A 22,973-nucleotide genomic window follows, 5' to 3' on the forward strand; every position below is an offset into this window, starting at 1 on the left:
CCGGGCCGCGATTCGGTAGACTCACGGTAGGAGTTGTCGTCAAATGTCACGCCCACAGCAGCAGGGATGTGAGGGTGATGGCTGCCTGGTAGGACTCGGCCGTCTTGTCGTAACGGGTGGCGATGCCGCGCCACTGCTTCAGCCGGTTGAAGCACCGTTCCACCACGTTGCGCCGCTTGTGGAGCTGCTGGTCGAAGGCGGGGGGCCGGCCACCGCAGCTGCCACGGGGAGGCGGTTGCCAACCTGGTCGGCCCGCTCGGGGATCGTGTGAGCGATGTCCCGCCGCCGCAGCCAGATGGGGATCGCCTTCGAGCTGTAGTCCTTGTCGCCGATGACATGAGACGGCCTGGTCCAGGGCCGGCCAGGGCCGTTGCGGGGCACCCGGATCGCCTCCATCACCGTGGTGAACTGGGTGCAGTCGTTGGTGTTGCCGCCGGTGACCACCAGCGCGAGCGGGTGACCGAAGGCATCGCAGGCCAGATGAATCTTGCTGGTAAGGCTGCCTCGCGACCGTCCGAGTGCCCGGCGCCCCCCTTTTCGGGCTCCGGCGGCGTGGTGGTGGGTCCGCACGACCGTGGAGTCGACCGATACCAGCCAGTCGATGTCCCCGGCCGCGTCTGCCTTGGCCTGCGCTGCCCGCAGCATCCGCTCGAACGTTCCGTCCTTGGCCCACCGGCGGAAACGAGTGTGCAGCGTGGCCCACGGTCCGTACCGCTCAGGCACCTCCCGCCAGGCCACCCCGGTACGGAACTTCCATACGATCCCGTTGAGGACCATCCGGTCGCCCAACCGCTTGCGGCCCCGCAACGAGACTGGCAGCAGCGGCCGAACGAACTCCCGGTCCGGTGGTGCTGCGGCTGCGCCGTACCGACCAGATGCCGGCCGAGCGGGATTCCGAGGGCGGGTTCATGCCGTACGTCCAGTCCGAGCCGGACACGCTCGGCGCGGAGCTGTGCGAGGTGCGGCCGGGCAGTGCGCTGAGGGAGCTGCTGCGCCAGGTGCGCCCAGCGTTCACGGACGCGCCCGCTGCTCGCGCCGCGTTGCAGGGACTCCTCGGGGCCCTTCCGACTTCGCCGTGCCCATGGGGCAGCGCGCCATCCTCGCGCCGTTACGCGGCCGGCGCTGGGTGATCGGCGCCGCGCTGTTCCTGCGCCGCCCGGACCGGCTCGTGTTCGAGACGGAGGACCTGCTGGTGGCGGCGCAGCTCGCCACGCACAGCGCGCTCGGCGTAGACCGGACGATGCCGGACAGGTACACGGCGAATATCGCCGGAAAATCAACTCGGAATCGTCAGGAGCGGTCTGCCCGCAGTGCGGCTGCAGGTCGGCAACCTGGAGCAGAAGGTGGGGACCTTGACGAAGATGAGCAGCCTCACCGAGGAGGTCCGGGGCCTGGCCAAGAAGATCGGCCGGAATCAGGCACGGACCGTGGAGTTGCTGACTCAGCTCGTGGGCCGGAACCCCGCCGCCGACTGAGCCCTTCCTGCGGGGCTGTGGCCCCGCCGGATGCGGGCGGGTTTCACGGCAGGCGGATGCCGAGATGGTTCCGGCGTTCGGCGACGAGCGTCTCCCACCGCCTGAGTACGGTCTCCTCGGGCTGGAGCCATCGGGCGATGGGGGGTGGGGGAGGGGCTGTCCGGCCATGAAGTGGACGTGTCGGCGTAGTAGGCACAGTCGCCGCTCCGGGTGAAACCGCGTAGCCGGCCGACGGCTGTGCGGTCCTTGTCGTGGTCGCCGAGGACGGCGTGGCGGAACGGCGGAGCCCGCGACAAGCGCGACCGCCGTCCCGACGCTGAGTGCGTGTTTCTGAAGGTGCGGCGTTGCGGATCAGGGGTTGGTTGGCGGCCGATTCCAAGAGCTGTCCAGGCTGAGGGGCAGAGGATCGTCAACAGCCAATGCCGTCAGATCTGGCATCGGCTGCTGTTTTGGCGGCTCGCTCGATCTTCGCGTGTTGCGCTTCCCAGAAGGCCGCGTCGTGGTCCGGGGTCGCGTATTCGGCCGCTGTCCCTGTCGAGCCGTCGAGGTGTTCGCGCAGGATGTCGGCGTGACCGGCGTGCCGGCTGGTCTCGGTGAGCATGTGGACCAGGATGTTGAACAGCTTCACGTTGGGGCGTGGCCACCAGGGCACGTAGCCGGGGGAGTCAATGACGAGGGCATTGATCGTCGCGTCTGAGTGCTCCCATACGCGACGATAGCGGTTGGTGATCTGCTCGCGTGTCTCCTGTTCAGTGGCCCACATGTCGGCGCCACGCGCCTCGGCGTCGTCCCACCGGGGCAGGGGCTCGGGAAACGGTCGGTCGAAGACCTCGCCGAAGTACCTGGACTCCCAGAGCGACAGGTGCTTGACCAAGCCAAGAAGGTTGGTGCCCGTCGAAGTCAGGGGGCGGCGGACGTCGTACTCGCTCAGCCCGTCGAGCTTCCAGAGCATCGCTTTGCGAATCTCTCGCAGATCGTTGTGCAGATACTCTTTCGCGAAGTCATCGATCATGGGCCATGAGCCTGTCATGTGCGGCTAGTGCACTCAAGTGGTGGTCAGCCGCTGGCTGGTGCGGGCTTCCTCGGCCAGCTGGGGGTGGCGCCTCTTCGGGCAAGGCGTCTGGTCATGAGGGTGATGGCTGCCCAGGTGATCAGGGTCTCGGAGTGCTGGATGAGCCGTTCGTAGTCCCTCGCGTGGCGGCGGGCGTGCATCATCCACGCGAGCGACCTCTCGACGACCCAGCGGCGGGGCAGCACGACGAAACCGGAGGCGTCCTTGGGACGGCTGACCGGCTTGATGGTGAGGTTGAGGTGCTGTTTCGCCCAGTCGACGAGCTTTCCGGCGTAGGCCGAGTCGGCCCACACGATCGTGATCTCGGGGTGCATCAGGCGCAGGCGGAACAGGACTTCCTTTGCCGCGGCGGCGTCGTGCAGGTCGGCGGGGGTGACCATGACCATCAAGGGCAGGCCGCGGGTGTCGACGACCAGGTGGCGCTTGCGGCCGTTGATTTTCTTGCCCGCGTCGTAGCCGCGGGTGGCCTTGGAGACGGTCTCTGCGGCCTTCACGCTCTGGGAGTCGATCACGATGGCCACCGCCCGGGGTCCTTTGCCCATGTCGCGGCGGATCCGCCCGACGAGGTGGTCGCAGATCTGGCCGATGATCCCGGCTGCAGCCCAGCGGGCCATGAACCCCCAGACCGTGCGCCAGGGCGGGAAATCCGCAGGCAGAGCCCGCCATTTGCATCCGGTATCCACGACGTAGCGGATGGCGTCGACGATCTCTCGGCGGGGGTGCTTCTCCGGACGGCCGCCTTTGCTGGTCTCGCAGGCCGGGGTGGGCAGCAGCGGTTCGAGCAGGGCCCATTCGGCGTTCGTGGTGTCCGAGGGATAGCGGCGTCGACGCATGACGAGGGCCTTCGAGCGTGGCGGGACCGCCCTGCAGGGCGGTCCCGCCGCAGGTCAGGAGCTGGCAATGAGGTCGAGGGTGGATTCGATGGAGTTGAGCTGGGCGACGATGTGCTTGACCCACTTGTCGTTCAGGTGGGCGGCTGCGTGTGGGGCGACTGTGCCGGTGATGAACCGGCGGAACTCGGTCAGCTTCTCCCTGACCACCGCCCGTTCGTACGCCTCCAGCACCGGCCGCTCGGCTCCGAGCTGGTAGCCGGCTGCCCTGTTCCAGGTCAGCGGGTGCCAGCCCCGCTCGGCGGCCTGGTCCTTCAACGCGGCCAGTCCCGAGCGGACCTGGCTCGGGCTCAGGTCGCTGGCCCGTACCAGCTGATGGAATTCGAGGCCGGCGGGTCTGGCCTCGAACAGAACGAACCGGAGGGTGTCCGCGTGGCGTCTGGCTGCATCGCCCCGGCGCCGTGAGGCGCGGGGCATGCCTACTCGCCCTTCAGTAGACGGGCCAGCTCGTCGTCCATGTCGACCTTGCCCGTGTCGACGGCCTGTTCGATCCAGTCCAGGGTGGCCCGCACCTTGGCGACGTTCTGGTGCACGATCGTGCGTTCGTCGTCGTTCAGGGTGCGGTCGCGCAGGCCGGGAACGGTCCGGCCGGCCGCGGCGACGAAGGCGTGGCAGGCGGTGACGAGGTCCAGGAACTCCACCGACCGGTCGATCGCGCGGATCGCCGGGGCGACGGGGCTGGTGCGGTCGAAGTCCTCGCGGGCCTGCCGGCCGCGTTCGGCCTGGGCCTGGTTGACCTGGAAGCGTGCGGTGTCATCGCTCATCGCCTTGAAGGCGACGTCCGGCCTGCGCAGCAGTCCGGTCACCGCAGTCGTGGCCACAGACTCGTCCCGGGTGAACTCCTCCACCACCCGGACCTTCTCTGCGGCCGGGACCTTGGCCGCGACCGTCGGCCGTTTCAGGAAGTCCGTGGTCACCGTCGCGGCGACCTCTTCGTCCCGGGCCAGGGAGTGGATCGCCGTAATCTTCTCCTGCGGCGACGTCGGGCGTTCGACCTGGCGGCCCACCCTGCGGTTGGCCTCGTCCACCGTCCACCGCGACTTGCCCGCGGGAGGTTTGGCGATGGTCGCGAATCGCTCCGCTTCGTTCTCGATCTGCCCCAGGATCCGGTGGACCCGGAACGACACCCCGCCTGGCGGTGTTCGTCCGGCCACCGCGACGCCGTCCACCTGGCACTTTCCACCGTCTTGTAGGCCAGGCCGATGTCCTCGGCCAGACGGAACAGCGTCTCGCGGACCGTGAACAGCTCCTGACCCGGCGCCGCATGCTGGCCACCGCGCTCACGCATCGGCTCGATCTCCAGTGCGCGGTCCCCGATCGTGAACGAGCCCCGCGTCTGCTGTTCGACGACCTGCCGCAGCTCGGCCACGATCTCGTCATAGCGGGACTGGCTGACGGAACCGACCTTCTCGGTCTCCTCGGACATGGCTCTCACCACCCCAAGTGCGGACCCGGGCACGGCACTTCGCCGCGACGGGACAGGGCCCGCGTCCGCAACCGAGAGTCAGACCGAAAATCCTAAGATCACAACGAACGACCGAAAATAACCACTTCGTGACCGGAGTTGGACTCACGATGCGTTCGCTCAGCAGTCACTGTGACCGATCCACGAACGCTTCCTTCCGACGCCGCCAAGCCCTCACCACACACCGCCGGGAGCAGTACACGGCATCCGAACGGCGATCGACGCCAGCCACCCAGCGGGCCTCGCACTCCGGGCACACCACCTCGCCGGCCTCGCCCCGGACAGCCGCCAGGCGCTTGCGCAGCCGCCGTTCCTTCCGCCACTGCCTGGACCGACACACCGACGAACAGAACACGGCCCCAGGCCGGGCGTCCGGCCTCAGCCGTTCACCACAAGCCCGGCAGTTCCTTTCCTCAGCCCGACCGGCGCCCGCGGACACCACGCCAGCGTAGGGCTCCAGGCTACTCAGAACCGGGGCTTAGAAACACGCACTGAGGGTCGCCACGGCGAACACACAGCCCAGGACGAGCCTTTGCATGGGCACGGGACCGTTTGCCGGGTCGACGAACTGTGGGAGCACGGCGATGAAGAAGACCGCGGACTTCGGGTTGGTGACCTCGACGACGAAGCCTTGGCGCAGGACAGCAGTCGCGTGTGTTCTCGTACGGACGCACCTGCGGACGCTTCGGTGCCGGCTATGGCGGATTCTGGGCCTGGGAGCCCTGCCCGCCGGTGCCTGATCGCCTGCATGCCCAACCAGGCTAGTGCTGTGACCGCATAGGTTCACCGGGTTGCTCGTTGTGCTGGTTGGAAGCGATGTCGCTTCCAACCAGCAGGGGGAGGCGGGATGGCGCAACCAGTCAGGGTCCGGAGGCTGACGGAGCAGGAGGGGCAGAAGCTCCAGCGGATTGTTCGGCGGGGCAGTACGAGCTCGGTGCGGTTTCGGGCGGGCGATGATGCTGCCGGCCTCGGCCAGCGACAGCACGGTCCCGGTGATCGCGCGGCTGATCCAGGCGGACGAGGGCACCGTCCGAGACGTGATCCACCGCTTCAACGAGATCGGGCTTGCATGCCTCAACCCCCAGTGGGCGGGAGGCCGTCCCCGCCTGCTGAGCAGTGACGACGAGGACTTCGTCATCCAGACGGCCACCACCCGTCCGACGGTGTTGGGCAACCCCTTCACCCGCTGGGCGGTCCGCAAACTTGCCGACCACCTGCGCCGGAACATAGCCAGGCCCGTCCGGATCGGCCGCGAGGCCCTGCGGTGCTTACTGGCCCGCCACGGGATCACGTTCCAGCGAACGAAGACCTGGAAGGAGTCTCCGGACTCGGCCTTCGACGCCAAGCTGGCCCGGATCGAGTACGCGGTCAACGAGCGTCCTGTCCACACGTTTGCCTTCGACGAGTTCGGGCCACTGGGCATCCGTCCCACCGCCGGCTCCTGCTGGGCCGGACAGAGCCGCCCCGACCGGCTGCCTGCCACCTACCGCCGCACCCACGGCATCAGCTACTTCCATGGTTGTTACCCCGTCGGCGACGACAAGCTGTGGGGTGTCGACCGGCGCCGCAAGGGCATCGCGCAGCTGCTCCCTGTCGGCCTTGGGGTGTTCGGCGGGTAGCGGGGGACCGGCGTCCGCTCCGGGTCCTCCGTTCAGTCTCCGCGGGGTCGCATGCTCGGCGGCTGTGAGTGTGGGTGACCTCCCAGGTGACCCGCGCGGCAGAGGGGCAGGCGTGTCGGGTCCGGGGGCCAGCGGCCCTGCTGCGGGACCGCGGAGAATGTAACGGGGGGCGCTCGTTATGGGTGGGGTCGGGCATTGTGCGCTGGCCTGATCGGGCTATGGCGTCTGGTGGTCGGGGTGCTAATCATCGGTAGCCGCGACTCACGATTTCCAGCTATCCGCCCCGGCACAGGGAGGAGTGGCTCACGGTCTGGGGCGGGTTCGTTCCAGCCCGTCTTTCACCGGAGGTAAGTGAAATGCGCAGTTCTCTCCGCAGGGCGGTCTCTGCGACCGCCGCGGTCCTGTCGGTGGGCTCTCTGGCAGCGTTCGGGACGACGTCCGTCGCAGCCGCCGATACGCCGTCCGTATCCACCTCAGCCCAGGCGCTGGTGGACATCACCTGCACCTTGGGCGTCCAGGTGACCAAGTTCAACCCCGGCCTGACGTTCGTACCGCAACAAGTCGATTTCACCGTCAGTGGCACGTTGGGCGGCTGTGTGTCGCTGACCAACCCGCAGATCGTGGGCGGCACCTTCTCCGGTGCCGGTCAGGGAGTGCTCAGCTGCACGGCCGGCAGCAGCACCTCTCGCAACACCATCCGGTGGAACACGGGTCAGAGCAGCGTGGTGGAGAGTGAGTTCGTCGTGAACGTCAAGCCTGACGGCACCACCGTGCTGGTTTCTGAAGGAAGTGTCGTGGGGGGCCTGTTCCAGGGCTCCACAGTGGTGCAGACGCGTGCTTTGCCCAACACCGATCTGACGGCGTGCGCGGAGCCGGGCGGCCTTCAGGCGACTAGTGGCGCGGTCACCACCACCATCCTGCTCTGAAGCCGGCGGGGTGCCGGTGCCGGGCGCAGCGATGCGAGCGGGGAGCGCCGGCCCTTCTCCATCGCGCGCAGCTTCCCGCCGATCGAGCTGATGACGGCGGCGACGGGACCGGGCCCGTCCAGGTGTGTGATCTCCCTGCCCACCACGATCCCGGCCCCGCGACCGGCGCGGCAGGAGGTGCCTGTTACCTCTTTTCCCGCAATGTCCGCCGCGCCAGGCAGTACAGGGCCGACCAGACCACACGCGTGCGTCGCCACAGGTCCGTGACCGGCATCTGGGGGATGGCGGGGCAGCGCTGACCGAGGGTGACGCACCGCACTTCTGTGTCGTCTGCAGGCCATGCCACACCGACGGACTATCGCACCACTCATCGCCGCCACCGCTGCCGCCTGGGCCTGCCTGGCGTCTTGCCTGGCGTCTGCTACGCCCGCAGCAGCGGGCGGCGTCATCGTCCTCGGATCCCCGTCTTACAACAACACCTGCGGCAACGGTCACAGCAGCGCCCCCCCCGCGGCGCGACCACAGAGGGCCCGGGAACAGCCAGCGGCCTGCTCGGCCAACTCCCGATCAGCAGTCCCTTCAACAACCGCGGAGGAGCCGACCTCCCCCTCCCTCAGAACCCCCTGCTCCGGAGTGACCGAGAGCTCGCCGTTGTAGGGGGTACCGGAATCTTTCGGGAAAGTCGATTTTAGGTTACCGGGTCCCGCGCACTGAGAGCGACCGGAGCGCCCGCCGGACCCCGGCCAGCACGGCCGCCCGCTGTCCAGCGCGTCATCCCTGTGCTCGGGTTCTGCGCCGGACGGCAGGCGGCCACCGGCCCCGAGTCCTGCGAGCGGCTGCTCGCGGCTGCCGACGAGCTGGCGAGCGTCCTGGCCCGCGTCGCCCCAGAACAGCACTGAGGGCCGTGTCCCCGGCATCTGCCCTGCCGGGGACACGGCCCCCTTTCAGCGCGCGGGTCCTGGCCGTCACTGTCCAGGAGCGGTGTTTGTGATCATAGGTGTGTGGTCTGGCCTGGGCTGATTAGTTTGGTGCGCGGCTTTGGTTGCTCGTGGTCAGGCCGAGCGGGTGCCTCGGTGGCAGTGCGTTTATGGGGTGTCAGGTCGTTCGTGGTCTTCTGACGTGCAGTTTTGTCACGTAGCGGGCGGTGCTGATCAGGTTGTGTCTTCTGCGCTGGCGCATGGCTCATGTTCAGTGAGCGTTGAAATGCGGCGGCACCTGGCCGACCCGCGCCGTGATCCTGGCGCGGGTCGCCGTCCTTCGGGACCACCGCCTGGTGAGGATCGAGTCGATGCAGGAGGACCAGCGGCAGGTGTGTGTGCTGACCCGGCGAGGACACGGAGAGGCGAAGAAGCTGCTGGAGCCGAAGGGCATACGGGTCTCGGCGCTGCGGGAGAAGAAGTACGACCTGGTCACCGGGAAGCTGCTCGGTGCCGGCTACGACGACCACGCCGCGGCGGTCACCTCGACGGCCGCCGAACTCCACCGCGCAGGGATCGGCCATCGACCCGGCTTCCAGACCGAGGTCGGGCACCAGCTCGCAGGCGGCTACGTGCAGCGGCGGATCTGGTGGTGCGGGCGCCGGAGGCCGGGGTGCCGGTGCTCCTGGTGGAGATCGACCGCCGCTCCGAGGACGCGCACAGCCTGGTCGTCAAGCTGCGTCGGTACTGGGAGTGGGGCCGGCTGCTGCCGAAGGACGCGGACAAGCGCACCGTGGACCTGGTCCGCTCCCGGCCGGACGCGATCGACCAGCTGGTCGACCACGAGCAGCGGCTGTGGCTCCGGGTCTACCCGCCGATCGGCCGGGAGGGGCTGGTCCCGGTGGCGTTCGTGTTCGCGGACACCACGACCGCGAAGGTCGCCAGCACGGTGCAGGTCCTCGAGGAGGCCGGCCGCCGTTATTGGGCGCCGCGCCGGTACGACACCCTCTATGCGAAGGCGGTCACCGCGCGGGACTACCGCCAGGCGGTGCCGATCGTCGTCACCACCCTGGAGCAGCTGACGGAGCACGGCGCCGGTGCGGCGGTGTGGCGGCGGCTGGGACGGACCGGGGAGCAGTCGCTGACGGACGCGCTCGACAACCCAGACGGCCACGCCCTCTACCGCGCCCAGGAGGCCCGCGCCAGCGCGGAGGACAGGCGGCGCCGCGCCGCACAGCGGGAGGCGCAGCGCCCGGTGTGCAGGCGCTGCGGGCAGAAGTTCACGGACGAACGCTGGGAGGAGATCACCGTGCACCGGACCGCCGTACGAGCCGGGGACAAGTCCGTGTGCGGCCCGTGCCGCGCCGACGACGTCGTCCGCGAGGAAGCCGCCCGCCTCGAGTCCGCCGCTCCGCCGGAGCCGCAGGACGAGCCCGGGCCGGGCCGGGGCCGCGGCTGGTTCCGTCGGCGGGCCTGACCGCACAAGGCCGCTGTGCGGTCGGCAGCCGCCAGGCCGCACAGCGGGACCGGTACCAAAGTCATCGCTCCACCGGGCGGGACGGACGGGACCAGCGGACGGCACCAGCCCACCGCAGGCCCTACACAGGCCGTATGAGACGCGGCCCGAGAAGAGACCGCACCCCAGGATCTGCCGGGCGAGTTGTGGCACGCCCTGTCCCAGCTCCAGCACACCCCCGCCCCCGTGGGCCACCTCGGGCCGCTCGCCCGCCCGGTCGCACTGCTGTCCTTCGCCGCGGCCACCGACACCGTCCTCGTGGCCCGCGTGCAACTGTCCAGCGCGGAGACGATGCACGAACTGAACGAGACGCTCAGCTCGATCACCGGGGGCATGCACGCCCACTTCACCGGCCCCGGCGTCGCGCTGGAGGTCACGCTCGGCAGACGGCAGGAGCTCCCGATCCACGAGGCCCACATCATCGGCCTCACCCGGCCCTTCCGCCACGCCGCCGGCATCATCGACGCCCGCAGCACGCCGGGAGGCGGCCGGTGCTTCCACTGCGACGGCACCGGGCGCGCCCGACCCCTGTGGGAGCCGGCCGGGCAAGCCTGAGCGCCACACAAGAAGAACGCCCGCGCCCCGGGCCGCCCTTCTCCACGGCGCGCAGCTGCTCCCAGTTGACCTCGCTGCCTCGATAGCTGTGTCTGAGGCCGACATCACAGGTCTCCGCTGGCAGGATTGGAGGCGTAGGGCAAGGGGGCATGATCCGGTGGCCGAACCACTTCAGGGCGTCGGTCAGCGCACGCTGTGACGCCGCAACACAGCAGACGGAGGCAGGGCGATGGCACAGGGCACGGTGAAGTGGTTCAACGCTGACAAGGGCTACGGTTTCATCGCCCAAGATGACGGGGGCCCGGATGTGTTCGTGCACTTCAGCGCCATCCAGGCCAGTGGCTACCAGTCACTGGAGGAGAACCAGCGGGTTGAGTACTCGATCACCCAAGGCCCGAAAGGGCCCCAGGCGGAGAACGTGGTTCCCCAACGTTGAGGCGTGCCGGACTTACTGATCGTTTCAGAATGAGTTGGGCTTCGGATCTTGTGGCCGGCGATCTTGATCGGCATGGTGTCCGGGTGCGTGCTGATCTTGCTCCTGACGACCTGTGGGAGCGGGTGGCTCCGCTGCTGCCGCCTGCTCCCGAACGGCGCCGCCGGTATCCCGGACGGCTGTGTGTTCCCGACCGTGTGGCGCTCGCCGGAATCCTGTTCGTGCTGCGGACCGGTGTCGCGTGGCGCGATGTCCCGGCCGAGACGGTGGGCTGCTCCGGGGTGGCGGCCTGGCGTCGGCTGCGGGACTGGACCGAGGTCGGCGTCTGGCCTCGCCTGCATGCTGCTTTGTTGACCGAGCTTCGTAGCGTCGGCCTGCTGGACCTGGACGACTGCTCCGTGGACGGCTCGCATGTCCGGGCCCTCAAAGGGGGGATCACGTCGGCCCCTCGCCCGTCGACCGGACCCGTCCCGGTTCCAAGCACCACCTGATTGTCGACCGCCACGGAACCCCGCTTGCCGTCACTCTCACCGGCGGCAACCGGCACGACGTCACCCGGCTCCTGCCTCTGCTGGACGCCGTCCCGCCGATCCGGGGCCTGCGGGGACGCCCCCGCCGCAAACCCGGGCATCTGTACACCGACCGGGGATACGACTTCGACAAGTACCGCCGCCTGCTGTGGAAGCGCGGCATCAAGCCCCTGATCGCCCGGCGCGGTGTCTCCCACGGCTCCGGACTGGGCAAGGTGCGCTGGGTGGTCGAGCGCGCTTTCGCCTGGCTCCACCAGTTCAAACGGCTCCGTACCCGCTACGAACGACGCGCCGATCTCCACCAGGGCCTGCTCGACCTGGTCTGCAGCCTCATACGTCTGCGTCGGCTCCAGCGGGCGGTCGATCGCGCCAGAAGCGGAGACGGGCCGCGGCCCCGTTGATACGCACGATGCGGTCCTTGAAGAGGTGCTCCGGCATCAGGTCGGGCCGGATCTGCTCGACGTACTCGCCGCCCGTGCGGCGGCGGAGCCGAAGTAGTGATCTTCAGTGATCGAGTGCCCGGCTGTCGGTCGGCAACCGAGCCCGCTGGAGGTGTTTCGCGTGGCTGCCGGGCGGTCCGCAGGAGGACCTGGGAGGTGGTGCGTCAGTCCGAGGCACCGCCGCGCCGGGCGCGGGCGGCGCGGGCACGGTCGCCGCAGCGTGTGGAGCACCAGTGGCGCCGGCCGTGGGTGCGCAGGAGGAACCGGTCGCAGGGGGCTGATCCGCAGGCGGCGAGGATGTCGGCGTCGGGACCGGTGAGCAGGTCGGCGGCGTCGGCGGCGAGGGTCGCCAGTGCGTGGTTGACGGCCTGGTCGGTGGGGTGCGCCTGGACGCGGCGCAGCCCCCGGGCCCCGTCCCAGGCGAGGAGGGGAGCGGTGGGCACGGCCGTGAGGGCCTCGTTCACCGCGCGCAGGGATTCCTCGGGCGGGGTGGTGGTGTCGACGCGGGCGGCGAACAGGGCGCGGATGTGGGCGCGCAGCGTGCGCATCCGCTGTGCGCACACCTCGTACAGCTGCACGTCCGGGGTGGTCAGGTCGTGGGCGGCGAGCCAGCGCATGGCGGATTCCGGGGCGGCGAGCAGGTCGTAGCTCTGGCTGGCGGGCAGGGTGGCGGCGGTGTCGGCGAAGGCCAGGGAGCGGTACCGGTCGGCACCCGGTGCCGGGGGCAGGGCGGTCGGTGCCACGTCGGGGGCCAGGGTGTCGTCCATGCCTCTCATGGTAGCGCTTGCGTTTTTCCGTGACGCCTGCCTAGCCTGGAATCACGCTAACCGCAGGTTTTTTTCGTGACAAACGGAGATGTGATGTCCCAGCTCAACGCCAACCAGTTCCCGGTCCGCACGTTCGGCGGTCCGACCGCCCTGTTCGAGTACGGCGGCCTGCGCTTCCTGACCGACCCGACCTTCGACGGCCCCGGCGACTACGCCTCGCCCGGTGGCCCGACCCTGACAAAGACCGCCCCCTCCGCCACTTCCTCTGCCGAGCTCGGCCCCATCGACGTGGTCCTGCTCTCCCACGACGAGCACGCCGACAACCTCGACACCTCCGGCCGCGCCCTGCTCGCCGACGTCCCCCTCACCCTCACCACCCCCGGCGGCGGCGAGCGCCTCGGGGCGAAGGCCAAGGGCCTGGCCGACTGGGAGTCCATCGAGCTGGAGCGACCGGGCGGCGGCACCATCACCGTGACCGGGGTCCCCGCCATCCACGGCCCCGGCGCGCGTGAGCAGATCGAGCCCTTCGCCGGCCAAGTCGTCGGCTTCGTCCTGACGGGCGAGGGCCTGCCGACGGTCTACGTCAGCGGCGACAACGCCTCGCTCGACGCGGTCAGGGAGATCGCCGACCGCTTCGCCCCGATCGACACCGCCCTCCTGTTCGCCGGAGCACCCCGCTTCCCCATGCTCTTCGACGGCCGACCGGTCGTCCTGGACAGCGCCCAGGCCGCCGAGGCCACCCGGATTCTCGACGCCCGCCGCGTCGTCCCGGTCCACCACGACAGCTGGGCCCACTTCACCGAGGGCCGCGACGAGTTGGAGGCAGCCTTCGCCGCCGCGGGCCTGACCGACCGCCTGGACCAGGACTGGGTGCAGCGCGCCTGAGCCCGGACCGCCACTCGGGAACCGAGACCTCGCACCAGGGTCGGGGCTCCCCACACGCCCAGCCCCGACCCTGGGAGCAACCCCCCGCGGCGTCCCCTGCGCCGTGCCGGAACGACAGAGAAGGACCCGATCACATGTCCACCGGAACCAACGCCGGCCTCGTGCACCGCTTCTACCAGGCCCTTCAGCAGGGCGACTACGACACGCTCACCGGCATGTTCCACCCGGACTTCGTCTTCTACCCCCAGATCGACAGCCCCCGGCCCGGTGCCGCAGGGTTCATCGACGCGGAGAAGAAGCACGTCGACGCCTTTCCCGGCATCCGCCTGACGGTCCTCGACACCGTCGCCGAAGCCGACAAGGTCGGCGCCTACGTCGTGGTCGAAGGAGACCAGGGCGGCGACTACTACGGCATCCCCCCACGCGGAGCGCACGTACGTTTCTCCATGTTCAACCTGTTCACATTCAAGGACGGGAAGATCATCGAAAAGCGGGCCCACTACAACCTGGCCGACATCATGAACCAGCTCACGGCCGGCTCCACCGCCTGACGACACGGCCGTGACAGGGCCACACCCTGCGCCCCTCCACCGCCGCACACCAACGGCGCGCGCGTGGAGCGAAACGCTCCGGCTGCCCACACCGAGACCCGCGGCGTCCCCTTCTGGCCGATGCCGCATCGCCCGGCGGGCCGCGCGGGCCGGGCACCGCCCTGGCCGTAACGATCACGCAGCGCTACATGTCCTTCGCCGCAGCTATACGAGCGCGATGACCGAGGGCCTCGGCGCTCTGCCGTCGTCCTCCTCGGGCACCCAGACACCGAGACCGTCACCGGCACACGTCTTTACGGCACCGCCAGGGCCCGAGCCTGGGACCGGGCTCACCACCGCCCCTCCTGGGCAGTCGCCGACGGCACCCTCCCCGTCGTCGAGGGGACGGTGGTCCGCCTGGACATCGACCACCTGCCCAGCGGAGCGACATCGAAGCCGGTCTGGCTGTGGTGGTCAGGCACCGACGCCACCGCGGCGGACGCCGCCGACCGCCTCTAGCAGGCCTACCTGCGATGCTTCGACATCGAACACACCTTCTGGCTGTTCAAGCAGACCCTCGGCTGGACCACTCCAAAGATCCGCACACCCGAGGCCGCCGACCGCTGGACCTGGCTCATCCTCGCCGCCTACACCCAACTCCGCCTCGCCCGCCCACTCGCAGCCGACCGACGCCACCCCTGGGAGAAACCCAGCCCTGCGGACAGGCTCACTCCCGCCCGCGTCCGCCGCGACTTCCGGCACATTCGCCCACAGACCGGATGCGGCGGCCGGCCACCGCGGGAGCCGAGCTTCTGACGGCCGCGTGCCTGGTCGGTCTTGTCGGGAATGGCGCAGCGGATCCCCCGGCGGCGCAGGTAGGCACGGTTCTTGCGGGAGGCGTACACCTTGTCCGCGCGGACCCTGCTGGGGCGGACGCGTGGCCGGCCCGGCCCGATGCGAGGCACGCGGACCTTCTCCAGCACAGGCTCGAACTGCGGCGAGTCGCCGCGCTGCCCAGCCGTGACCACGATCGACATGGGCTTTTGACCTTGCTCGACAGCCAGGTGCAGCTTGGTCGTGAACCTGCCGCGCGAGCGTCCCAGCCCGTGGTCTCCGGGCTCCGTGAACACACCGCTCGGCGGCTCTTTCTGAAGGTCGCCCTGATTGCGGGCTCCAGCCGCATGCTGGTGGCACGGCAGACCGTGGAGTCGACACTCAGGTCCCATGTGATCGCACCGGCCACGTCGGCCAAGGACTGGAGCCGGGTGAGGATCCGGTGCCAGGTGCCGTTGCGCTGCCACCGGCGGAACAGATCGTAGATCCGGTTCCACGGTCCGTACTGCCGTCACCCGTTTGGCCTGGTTCCAGATTCGCTCGGGCTGAGCGGGGCGTGCTTCAAGGAGGTCGGCGCGGGCCTTTCGGACAACGGGAACGGTGCCGACACCCCGGCGACAGATCGGCGTCAGCCGTACGGCGGAGCACGTCGGCATGCCCGGACATTACCCTGTTCCGTCCGTCGGAACTTTTGCCGAAGGGCCTGACGAGCCCTACATCTCGACGGAGCTTCTGACATCGGTGGTGGAGGAGTTGGCCCGGCCCGGGGGCAACTGCGGCGGAGGCCCGTTGGGGTGTGCGCTTGATGGATCACGGAGGGCTCGGTACCGGCTTGTCCGTGGACCGACTGGTGGGCGCTGATCCACCTCCGGCACGATCCGCCGCACGTGGTTCTGGGTGTCGAACGCTAGACCGTCACCCGGGCCGTCGGCGAGATGCACCGGCTGTTGGCGGAGCGGGGCCTTGTTGTACCGACAGGCATGGTCTGCGGCTTCGGGCGCTGGAGACGCGTTCACCCTGCTCAGTCCGAGGGTGTCGAACTGCGGCTGGACGCCACCGAGCTTCGAGTTGGACGGCCGACCGCCGGCCGCGACGGCAGGCGGGCATTCATGTCAAAGCGAGAAGGGCAGAGCGCGATGAAAGCCACCGTCATCGCTGACCACCGGGGGAGGCACCTTGTGGGCCGATGTCTGCGGCCGGATCGCACGCACGATGTATCACCGCCCCAGCTGCGGGGATCACCAGATGCTTCCGCCACTTCGACCTGGTCGATGTGTGCTGCCCCCTACGCACCTTGGACAGCGCCATCGAGCTTTGAGGAAGCCCTCCAGGCCGCAAGGGACGAATGCGTCCTCGACCCGTACGAAGTGCGTTGCTACAGCGGCTGGATGAGGCACATCACCTGGCCGTGTTGGCGCATGCCCACCTCGCGGCCATGGCCGCCGGAGCCGGGTGAAAAGCGGCAGAATCGGTCCCCTCCTTGCACCCCTCATCGTGGCAGAAGTTCGGCATCTCCTGGCGGCTGTCCCTCACCGTCGCCGCTCAGTAGCCCTTCTTCAGCGCACGCGCACAGAGGTGGCCACACTGGCGCAGACACCGCCAAGCCGACACCTAAGCTTGTCGTTTAACGTCCGGCGTCGAACGCGGCTCGAACTTGATCAACGCTTTCGCAGTTCGGCGGACGTGTAGGCGGTCTTCGTCTGATCCTGCGCTCCGTCACAGAGTGGATCAGCGCGGAGGCCGTGGTCGTGAGTTCGGTACATCAGGGCGTCCTGCGGCATGCGTTCGCGGAAGTGTCACACTTCCGGTCGGAGCTCTACGCGTGTCTGACCATGTGGGGCGACGCCTTGTTCGAGTTATGCGACGCGCTGCTGTGCACAGACGGGCCGGTGCGGACACTGGTCGATCTCGCACTCGCGCCCGAACACCGCCGTGGGCACGGGGCTCTGTACGGCGGTCTCAACCAGGGCCGGATCGACGTCGCCCGGCTGCGTCGTGCACTGGTCGGGATGCCCTTGCCACGGGCGGCGGACGGTCGGCTCGTACTGGCGGCGGATGTCTCGCCATGGCTGCGACCGGACGCGAACACGTGTGCTGTCCGGGCCTTTTGCCACACCTTCGGGCGGGGTGAGGGCAAGCACCAGATGGTGCCCGGCTGGCCATACTCGGTGGTGGCCGCGCTGGAGGCCGGCCGCACGTCCTGGACGGCGGTTCTGGACGCGGTCCGCCTGGAGCCCGGCGCCGACGTCGCCGCGGTGACCACTGTGCAGATCCGTGAGGTAATCGAGCGGCTGGTAGCCGCCGGCCAGTGGCGGCCGGGCGATCCGGAGGTCCTCGTCGTGCTGGACGCCGGATACGACGCCCCGCGCATCGCCCACCTGCTGGGTGACCTGCCCGTCGAGGTCCTCGGCCGGCTCCGTTCAGACCGGGTGATGCGCCAGCCGACACCCTCCCGCCAAGAGTTTCACCTGGCCAACCCCAAGGGGGGCCGACCACCCAAGCACGGCGGCGAGTTCGTCTTCGGCGACCCCGCAACCTGGGGCACCGAGCGGGCCGTGACGGTCACGGACACCCGGCTCTACGGGAAGGCGACCGCGCAGGCGTGGGACCGGCTGCACCCGCGGCTGACCCGACGGGCCGCATGGCTCGACCACGACGGCCCGCTGCCCATCATCGAGGGCACCGTCATCCGCCTGGCCGTGGAGAAACTGCCCAGCGGCGGGGTCAACAAGCCCGTCTGGCCGTGGTGGGCACGCACCGGCGCCACCGAAGCGGACGTCAACCGCTGCTGGCAGTCCTTCCTCCGCCGCTTCGACAACGAGCACACATTCCGCCTGTCCAAGCAGACCCTCGGGTGGACCAAGCCCCGGCTTCGCAACTCGGAAGCGGCCGACCGGTGGACCTGGCTCGTGATCGCTGCCTATGCCCAGCTCCGGCTCGCCCGCCCGCTGGCCACCGACCTCCGCAGGCCCTGGGAGAAGCCGATCGAGCCGAACAAGCTGACACCCTCACGCGTCCGCAGAGGGTTCAGGAACCTACGGGCGAAGGTCGGCACCCCAGCTGGTGCTGGTGTACCGAAACGCTCCCGCCCCGGACCAGGCAGGCCACCGGGCTCGAAGAACCGCCGCCCGGCCACCCGACACGACGTGGGCAGAGTCCTCGCCACCGGCGAAGCGTTCAGCCGACCCGCTCACCACAAAGTCGGTACGAAACCCCGACGCACCAGCGGTCTGTTGCTTGACAGTGAGGCAGTGAGCAGTGGGTGATGTGACTGCAAACGGCTTCGAGGGGGATCTGTGGATCTTGGTTCGGTGATCATCGCGGTGGCAGGTGTGGCTGGGACATTGGGGGGATCGTTCCTCACCCAACGCGCCTCCGAACGGGCAAAACGTCGTGAGATAGAGCTGCTTCGAGACCACGAGGCGGTCCGCGAGAACCTACTCCTCCGGCGCACCTGCTACATGGAGCTCAATCGGGATGCACGCCAGTTCACCACGGCACTCAACCGCCATCTGCATGTCATGCGGGAACGCGGTGTTGAGGAGGCAGACAGGGAGGCACTCGATGACGCAAAGAGAGTCCACCGCGACAGACACTCCGAAGCGCAGATGATCGCTCCCGACGGGGTGCTCGCACGCGCGAGTGAAGTTAATCAAGCCCTGAACAAGGTCTATGGCCAGGTCAAACGCCTTGAGCGACAAGAGCCCGAACCTGGGGAGACGATGGCTACTGCGGTCCAGGCTCAAGCGGAGATCTGGGACATGCTCCGGGCCATGAGGACCGCTATGCGCCATGACCTCGGGGTGGCTGCCCAAGAGTGACGATGCGCCGATGGGCCCACCTACCCAGCTGGCCGAGCACCGGACAGACGTTAAATGACAAGCTAAGAGGCTGTTCTCTTTCCGAACCTCGTGTGTTTGTTTTCGCTGGTCAGGCGTGAAGTGGCTGCTGCTGCGGGAGCCTGGACGTGTTGCCGGACGAGGAGTCGTGGAGGTCGTGGATGCCGTCGATGCGGGCGGTGCTGGAGACGCGGCAGAAGGCCGCAGCCGCGCAGGTGAAGCAATTTCAAGCCGAGTTGGGACGGGTGCGGGCGGCTCTGGCGGAGGCGGAAGGAGGTGCACCGGCACCGGGTGATCGGCCTGGAGCAGTATCTGGAGGCGCTGGCCGAGGAGAATGCACCCGCCGATGTGGTCGGCGAGGTGTCGCAGAGGAAGGCGGTCGGACCGCGCCGGGCGGTGCCTCACCGGCGACACGCGCGCGAGGTGACGGAGTTGTCGCCGGACTATCAGGCGTTGATGGCCGCCGCGGCCGAGGCGGGAGACGACGGGCTCGGAGCCCGACGGGCGGCGGTGGTGCTGGGCTGGGACAGTGCGTCCGCTTCCCGCGTCGAAGGCGCCAGGGCACGGCTGAAGCGGCTGGCTGGTCGAGGCGAGACCGGCCAGGTTCACGCTGCCTGTCCCGCCTTCGCAGCGGGACACTGATGCCGGGCGGCCAGGCGGCGGCTCATGAGCATGGTCATCGACCACAGAACGACGGCTTCGCTGATGTCGGGGCGGCGTTCGTAGTCCCGGACCAGGCGCCGGCTGCGCAGAAGCCAGGCGAACGATCTTTCCACGACCCACCGGCGGGGCAGCACCTGGAACCCTTGCGTGTCGTCGCTGCGGCGGACCACGTCGAGGGCGATATCGAGCTGGGCTGCGCTCCAGTCGACGAGGTGGCCGGTGTAGCCGCCGTCGGCCCACACTCGTGCCAGCCGCCCGAAACGGTCCCTGGCCGCCGGCAGGAGGATGCGGGCGGCGTCCCGGTCGGTGGTCGACGCCGGTGTGACCAGCACGACCAGCAGCAGTCCGAGGGAGTCGGTGAGCAGGTGCCGCTTGCGTCCGTTGACCTTCTTTCCCGCGTCGAAACCGCGTGTGGCGGGCCTGACGGTGGCGTCCGCCTTCACCGACTGCGAGTCGATGACCCCCGCACTCGGCTCCCGGTCACGGCCCTCGGCCCGGCGGACGGTCTCCCGCAGCCGGTCGTGCAGCTCGGCGACCAGTCCCGCATCCCGCCAGCGGAAGAAGAAGGCGTACACGCGCGGCCAGGGCGGGAAGTCCGCGGGCATCGCCCGCCACTTGATGCCGTTGTCGACGAGGTAGCGCACCGCGTCGATCATCTGCCGGTGGCAGTAGCCCTCCGGCCGCCCGCCTCGGCCGGCCAGCCATCCCGGCACCGGCAGCAGGGCCTCTTGCTCCTCGCTGGACTCGACATCCGCGAGCTACCAAGAGGCCCTTCTTCCATGCGTCCACACCGACAGACTCACCCGAACCAGGCTCCTGTTCGAAACCGTCGACCACCCAGCCGGATAGAGAACAGTCAGTTACTGAGGTTGAACTCGTGGTGTCGTAGGGGCTGACGGGCGGCAGTCGCCTGCGGCATCACCGGGGCATGCGGTATCCACAAGGGGGCGGGCTGACCGCCGAGCGGCAGCAGTTCCGCGAGGAGTTACGGCTTCAGGCGGCCGAGCGGTTCGCCCGGGGCGAGGCGAGTTCGGTGATCGCCAAAGACCTGCGCGTCAGTGACCGGTCGGTGCAGCGGTGGCGGCGGGCGTGGGACGAGGGCGGGCCGCGTGCTCTGCGGTCACAGGGACCGGCGTCGCTGCCGAGGCTGAGCGAGAGGCAGTTCGCGCAGCTGGAGGCGGAGCTGGCCAAGGGACCTGTCGCGCACGGCTGGGAGGACCAGCGCGGGACCCTGGGCCGGATCAAAACCGTGATCGGCCGGCGCTTCCACCTGACTTACACCATCCAGGGCGTGCGCAAGCTGCTGGTGCGCAACGGCTGGTCCTGCCAGGTCCCCGCCCGCCGGGCCCTGGAACGCGACGACGATGCCGTGGCCGGCTGGGTGAAGGAGACCTGGCCCTGCGCGGAAGACTCGCGGCGGCCCATGGAGCCTGCCTCGCCTTCGAGGACGAAGCCGGGCTTCTCCATGACGCCGCCGCACGCGAAGATCTGGTCGCTGCGTGGCCGTACCCCGGTGGTGCGGGTCCGCGGCCGCTCCCGCAGGCGCATCTCCGTCGCCGCGTTGACCTGCTACAGACCCGGCCACCGCTCGAGGCTGATCTACCGGCCCCGCCGCGACGACGCGATCGCGACGGACGCAAGAGCTTTTCCTGGCGCGACTACCGCGACCTGCTGACCGCAGCACACCAGCAGCCCGACGGCCCGATCCGCTCGTCTGGGACAATCTCAATGTCCACAAGACCGCCGACCTGCGGGAACGGGCGGCATCCCAGGACTGGCTGACCATCTACCACCTGCCGCCCTACGCACCCGGCCTCAACCCCGTCGAAGGCATCTGGTCCCTGCTACGGCGCGGCTGGCTCTCCAACGTCGCCTTCAGCACTCCCGAACACCTCGTCCAGCGCATCCGGCGCGGTCTCCGCCACATCCAGTACCGCAGCCACCTCATAAACGGCTGCCTTGCCGAGACAGGACTGACCATCAACCCCTGATCACCGAAGACGACATCACGAGTTCAAGCTCAGTAGAAGGGGGTCCGTCCCGCTTTGCGTGAGAACGGGTTCTGGGAACGAATCCGGGTCCGATGAGGGTTCGGTGGCCTGCTGTTGATCTTGCTCGTACAACGGACCGTTCATGCGAGATCGGATTGTCCGCGAATGGCCTGAAACATCCCTGTTGCGGTGAACGCGTTGGTGATCGGCGCGATCAGCGAGGCGAAGCGGCGGGCGCCTGCGTTGCCGATCGGTGCCCATAGCGCGGCGCAGTGCTCGTCTGTCTCCACTTCGATGCGCTCGCGTGCCGCGCTGCCAGCGTCGGTGACCACGCCGTGGGAGTCGAGCCAGCCGCGCGCGACGAGGCGTGCCGTCGCCGCGCTCCACTCCTCGTCGTCCCACCGGCGGGTTGCTCGCGCCAGAGCTGTGGGGAGGCCGCCGGTTGCGGTGTGCAGAACGAGGCAGTCGCAGGGCCCGAGGCCGTTGTCGGCGAGTACGACGAGATGGGCGTCGCCGCGCCACTCGCGCGCCACCGTGATCTGCTGCCAGAGTGCGACGAGAGGATCGGGGGGAAGCGCGACCGAGGCGTTCGCGGCGGCCAGCACCTTGCCGGCGTAGTCGGCACCGGCGACGACCGGGTCGATCAGCGAGCGCGCCTCGGCAAGGTGGTCATCCGTGAAATGTACGTTGACGCGCCGCATCGCGCGGCCGGCGGCAAGGAAGCGGGCGGCCTGCCACCGCTCCGGCGGCGCGGCGTCCCACACGCCCGCCATGGCCCGCACGGCCTGCGGGCTGAAGTTGTAGAAGGCCGCGAGCGTGACCTGCCACGGAACCGCGCCCATCGCGGCCGACCGGAAGGCCAGATACGCCGGCCCGCGGTCGGTCACGCCGAGCTCGGCCGCCTCCTCGGCTGTCTCGGGGACGAGATAGATGAACAGATGGGCGGCGCTGACGGCGCGGCTGACGTCGCGGACGGCGTTCAGGTCCATCGGGCCGTCGCCGGTGGGGGCGTCGTCGGGAAGAGTGTCGAGGTGCATGGCGGTGGTGTCTCCGGGAGTCGGGCGGCGCTGTCAGGCGAGTGTTTCGGCGGTGGCGATCAGCACGGCGCGTCCGAGGGTGTGACCGGCCATGGTGAAGCCGAGTACGGCCGGTGTGGCGTCGGCCGGGACACCTGTCGCGGGGATGTCGAGGGCGTGCGCGACGACGAAGTAACGGTGCGGGCCGTGTCCGGCCCACGGGGCGGCGCGCCGATGTGGCGGGCCATGCGGGCGTCGTTGGGTAACTGGTAGGCGCCCTCGGGCAGTTGTGAGCCGGTGTCGTCGCCGGCACCCTCGGGCAGCTCGGTGACGACGGCGGGGATGTCGGCGACCGCCCAGTGCCAGAACCCGGACCCGGTGGGGGCGTCGGGGTCGTAGACGGTGACGGCATAGCTCTTGGTGCCGTCCGGGGCGCCGCTCCAGGACAGCTGCGGGAATGTGTCCTTCCCGCCGGGCAGGCCGGAGGAGTGCTGCTCGGGCGGCCACGCGGCGCCGTCGGTGACGGTGGTGCTGGTGACGGTGAACGAGACCGCCTGGGGGAGGCGGGCGAAGGGGTCGTTGGCAGGCACAGCTGTCGTTCCTTTCCGGA

Annotated in this window: 17 protein-coding genes and 10 pseudogenes; 16 read left to right on the top strand and 11 right to left on the bottom strand. The window is 69.3% G+C overall.

All coding sequences use genetic code 11. The features are described 5' to 3' along the window. Positions 1-46: 46 nt before the first annotated feature. Positions 47-822: pseudogene (locus AB0E62_RS31670) on the bottom strand (IS5 family transposase). A gap of 5 nt (positions 823-827) precedes the next feature. Here AB0E62_RS31670 and AB0E62_RS31675 point away from each other — a divergent pair. Together AB0E62_RS31675 and AB0E62_RS31680 are read left to right on the top strand one after the other, a co-directional pair. Continuing rightward, positions 828-1,237, top strand: a pseudogene (locus AB0E62_RS31675) (serine/threonine protein phosphatase); the annotation flags it as partial. 73 nt (positions 1,238-1,310) lie between these two features. Beyond that, complete coding sequence (locus tag AB0E62_RS31680) at positions 1,311-1,475, top strand: hypothetical protein (RefSeq protein WP_362201538.1); 165 nt, start codon at positions 1,311-1,313, stop codon at positions 1,473-1,475. A 409-nt stretch (positions 1,476-1,884) separates the two neighbouring features. Here the strand turns inward: AB0E62_RS31680 and AB0E62_RS31685 are convergent, their stop codons facing one another. From AB0E62_RS31685 to AB0E62_RS31705, 5 genes and pseudogenes are all read right to left on the bottom strand, one after another. Beyond that, positions 1,885-2,487, bottom strand: coding sequence for a DinB family protein (locus AB0E62_RS31685; protein WP_362201541.1), 603 nt, complete (start codon positions 2,485-2,487; stop codon positions 1,885-1,887). Positions 2,488-2,531: 44 nt separating this feature from the next. Continuing rightward, positions 2,532-3,380, bottom strand: coding sequence for an IS5 family transposase (locus AB0E62_RS31690; protein ID WP_362201544.1), 849 nt, complete (start codon positions 3,378-3,380; stop codon positions 2,532-2,534). Positions 3,381-3,434: 54 nt separating this feature from the next. Continuing rightward, positions 3,435-3,854, bottom strand: coding sequence for a RacP protein (locus tag AB0E62_RS31695; protein WP_362201547.1), 420 nt, complete (start codon positions 3,852-3,854; stop codon positions 3,435-3,437). 2 nt (positions 3,855-3,856) lie between these two features. After that, positions 3,857-4,863: pseudogene (locus AB0E62_RS31700) on the bottom strand (DUF6192 family protein). 541 nt (positions 4,864-5,404) lie between these two features. After that, positions 5,405-5,689, bottom strand: a pseudogene (locus tag AB0E62_RS31705) (LysE family transporter); the annotation flags it as partial. 60 nt (positions 5,690-5,749) lie between these two features. On the opposite strand from AB0E62_RS31705, the pseudogene AB0E62_RS31710 reads away from it, so the two are divergent. From AB0E62_RS31710 to AB0E62_RS31735, 6 genes and pseudogenes are all read left to right on the top strand, one after another. Next, positions 5,750-6,479 (top strand): annotated as a pseudogene (locus AB0E62_RS31710) (helix-turn-helix domain-containing protein); the annotation flags it as partial. Positions 6,480-6,877: 398 nt separating this feature from the next. Beyond that, complete coding sequence (locus AB0E62_RS31715) at positions 6,878-7,447, top strand: hypothetical protein (protein ID WP_362201550.1); 570 nt, start codon at positions 6,878-6,880, stop codon at positions 7,445-7,447. Between the two features lie 1,569 nt (positions 7,448-9,016). After that, entirely contained in the window at positions 9,017-9,841 is an 825-nt protein-coding gene (locus AB0E62_RS31720) for a hypothetical protein (RefSeq protein ID WP_362201553.1), read from the top strand. A gap of 183 nt (positions 9,842-10,024) precedes the next feature. After that, positions 10,025-10,435, top strand: a complete 411-nt coding sequence (locus tag AB0E62_RS31725) for a hypothetical protein (protein WP_362201556.1) — start codon at positions 10,025-10,027, stop codon at positions 10,433-10,435. 229 nt (positions 10,436-10,664) lie between these two features. Then, a complete protein-coding gene (locus tag AB0E62_RS31730; RefSeq protein WP_362201559.1) occupies positions 10,665-10,871 on the top strand; it encodes a cold-shock protein in 207 nt (68 codons plus the stop codon). An 83-nt stretch (positions 10,872-10,954) separates the two neighbouring features. After that, a protein-coding gene (locus AB0E62_RS31735; RefSeq protein WP_362201562.1) for an IS5 family transposase occupies positions 10,955-11,799 on the top strand; the annotation gives its coding sequence in 2 pieces (ribosomal slippage) (positions 10,955-11,294 and positions 11,294-11,799; 846 coding nt in all). A gap of 203 nt (positions 11,800-12,002) precedes the next feature. Here AB0E62_RS31735 and AB0E62_RS31740 read toward each other — a convergent pair. Further along, positions 12,003-12,605, bottom strand: a complete 603-nt coding sequence (locus tag AB0E62_RS31740) for an ABATE domain-containing protein (protein WP_362201565.1) — start codon at positions 12,603-12,605, stop codon at positions 12,003-12,005. Between the two features lie 93 nt (positions 12,606-12,698). Here AB0E62_RS31740 and AB0E62_RS31745 point away from each other — a divergent pair, with 93 nt between their 5' ends. The 3 genes and pseudogenes from AB0E62_RS31745 to AB0E62_RS31755 all read left to right on the top strand — a co-directional run. After that, positions 12,699-13,490: an MBL fold metallo-hydrolase gene (locus tag AB0E62_RS31745; protein ID WP_362201568.1), complete on the top strand. Its 792-nt coding sequence runs from the start codon at positions 12,699-12,701 to the stop codon at positions 13,488-13,490. 134 nt (positions 13,491-13,624) lie between these two features. Further along, complete coding sequence (locus AB0E62_RS31750; RefSeq protein WP_362201571.1) at positions 13,625-14,041, top strand: ester cyclase; 417 nt, start codon at positions 13,625-13,627, stop codon at positions 14,039-14,041. Between the two features lie 261 nt (positions 14,042-14,302). Next, positions 14,303-14,794 (top strand): annotated as a pseudogene (locus AB0E62_RS31755) (transposase); the annotation flags it as partial. An 11-nt stretch (positions 14,795-14,805) separates the two neighbouring features. Here the strand turns inward: AB0E62_RS31755 and AB0E62_RS31760 are convergent. Beyond that, positions 14,806-15,123 (bottom strand): annotated as a pseudogene (locus tag AB0E62_RS31760) (transposase); the annotation flags it as partial. A 1,524-nt stretch (positions 15,124-16,647) separates the two neighbouring features. Here AB0E62_RS31760 and AB0E62_RS31765 point away from each other — a divergent pair. The 3 genes and pseudogenes from AB0E62_RS31765 (at position 16,648) to AB0E62_RS31775 (ending at position 19,363) form a co-directional block, all read left to right on the top strand. Next, on the top strand, positions 16,648-18,120 hold the full coding sequence (locus AB0E62_RS31765) for an NF041680 family putative transposase (RefSeq protein ID WP_362201574.1): 1,473 nt from the start codon (positions 16,648-16,650) through the stop codon (positions 18,118-18,120). Positions 18,121-18,165: 45 nt separating this feature from the next. Further along, positions 18,166-18,675, top strand: a complete 510-nt coding sequence (locus tag AB0E62_RS31770) for a hypothetical protein (RefSeq protein ID WP_362201577.1) — start codon at positions 18,166-18,168, stop codon at positions 18,673-18,675. Between the two features lie 188 nt (positions 18,676-18,863). Then, a pseudogene (locus tag AB0E62_RS31775) lies at positions 18,864-19,363 on the top strand (hypothetical protein). Here AB0E62_RS31775 and AB0E62_RS31780 read toward each other — a convergent pair. Beyond that, positions 19,299-20,075 carry an IS5 family transposase gene (locus AB0E62_RS31780; protein ID WP_362201597.1) on the bottom strand — a complete coding sequence of 259 codons (777 nt, stop codon included), beginning with the start codon at positions 20,073-20,075 and terminating at the stop codon, positions 19,299-19,301. The pseudogene AB0E62_RS31775 and the gene AB0E62_RS31780 overlap by 65 nt on opposite strands. 209 nt (positions 20,076-20,284) lie before the next feature. On the opposite strand from AB0E62_RS31780, the pseudogene AB0E62_RS31785 reads away from it, so the two are divergent. Further along, positions 20,285-20,776 (top strand): annotated as a pseudogene (locus tag AB0E62_RS31785) (winged helix-turn-helix domain-containing protein); the annotation flags it as partial. A gap of 229 nt (positions 20,777-21,005) precedes the next feature. After that, the gene (locus tag AB0E62_RS31790) at positions 21,006-21,347 is read left to right on the top strand and encodes a transposase (protein WP_362201600.1); all 342 of its coding nucleotides are present in this window, start codon (positions 21,006-21,008) and stop codon (positions 21,345-21,347) included. Positions 21,348-21,487: 140 nt separating this feature from the next. Here the strand turns inward: AB0E62_RS31790 and AB0E62_RS31795 are convergent, their stop codons facing one another. Beyond that, positions 21,488-22,384 (bottom strand): hypothetical protein, encoded by an 897-nt coding sequence (locus tag AB0E62_RS31795; protein WP_362201580.1) that lies wholly within the window; start codon positions 22,382-22,384, stop codon positions 21,488-21,490. Between the two features lie 33 nt (positions 22,385-22,417). After that, positions 22,418-22,953, bottom strand: a pseudogene (locus tag AB0E62_RS31800) (YbhB/YbcL family Raf kinase inhibitor-like protein). Positions 22,954-22,973: the final 20 nt, after the last annotated feature.

It is taken from the genome of Streptomyces sp. NPDC038707 (genome assembly GCF_040636485.1).
In the GTDB taxonomy this organism is placed as follows: domain Bacteria; phylum Actinomycetota; class Actinomycetes; order Streptomycetales; family Streptomycetaceae; genus Streptomyces.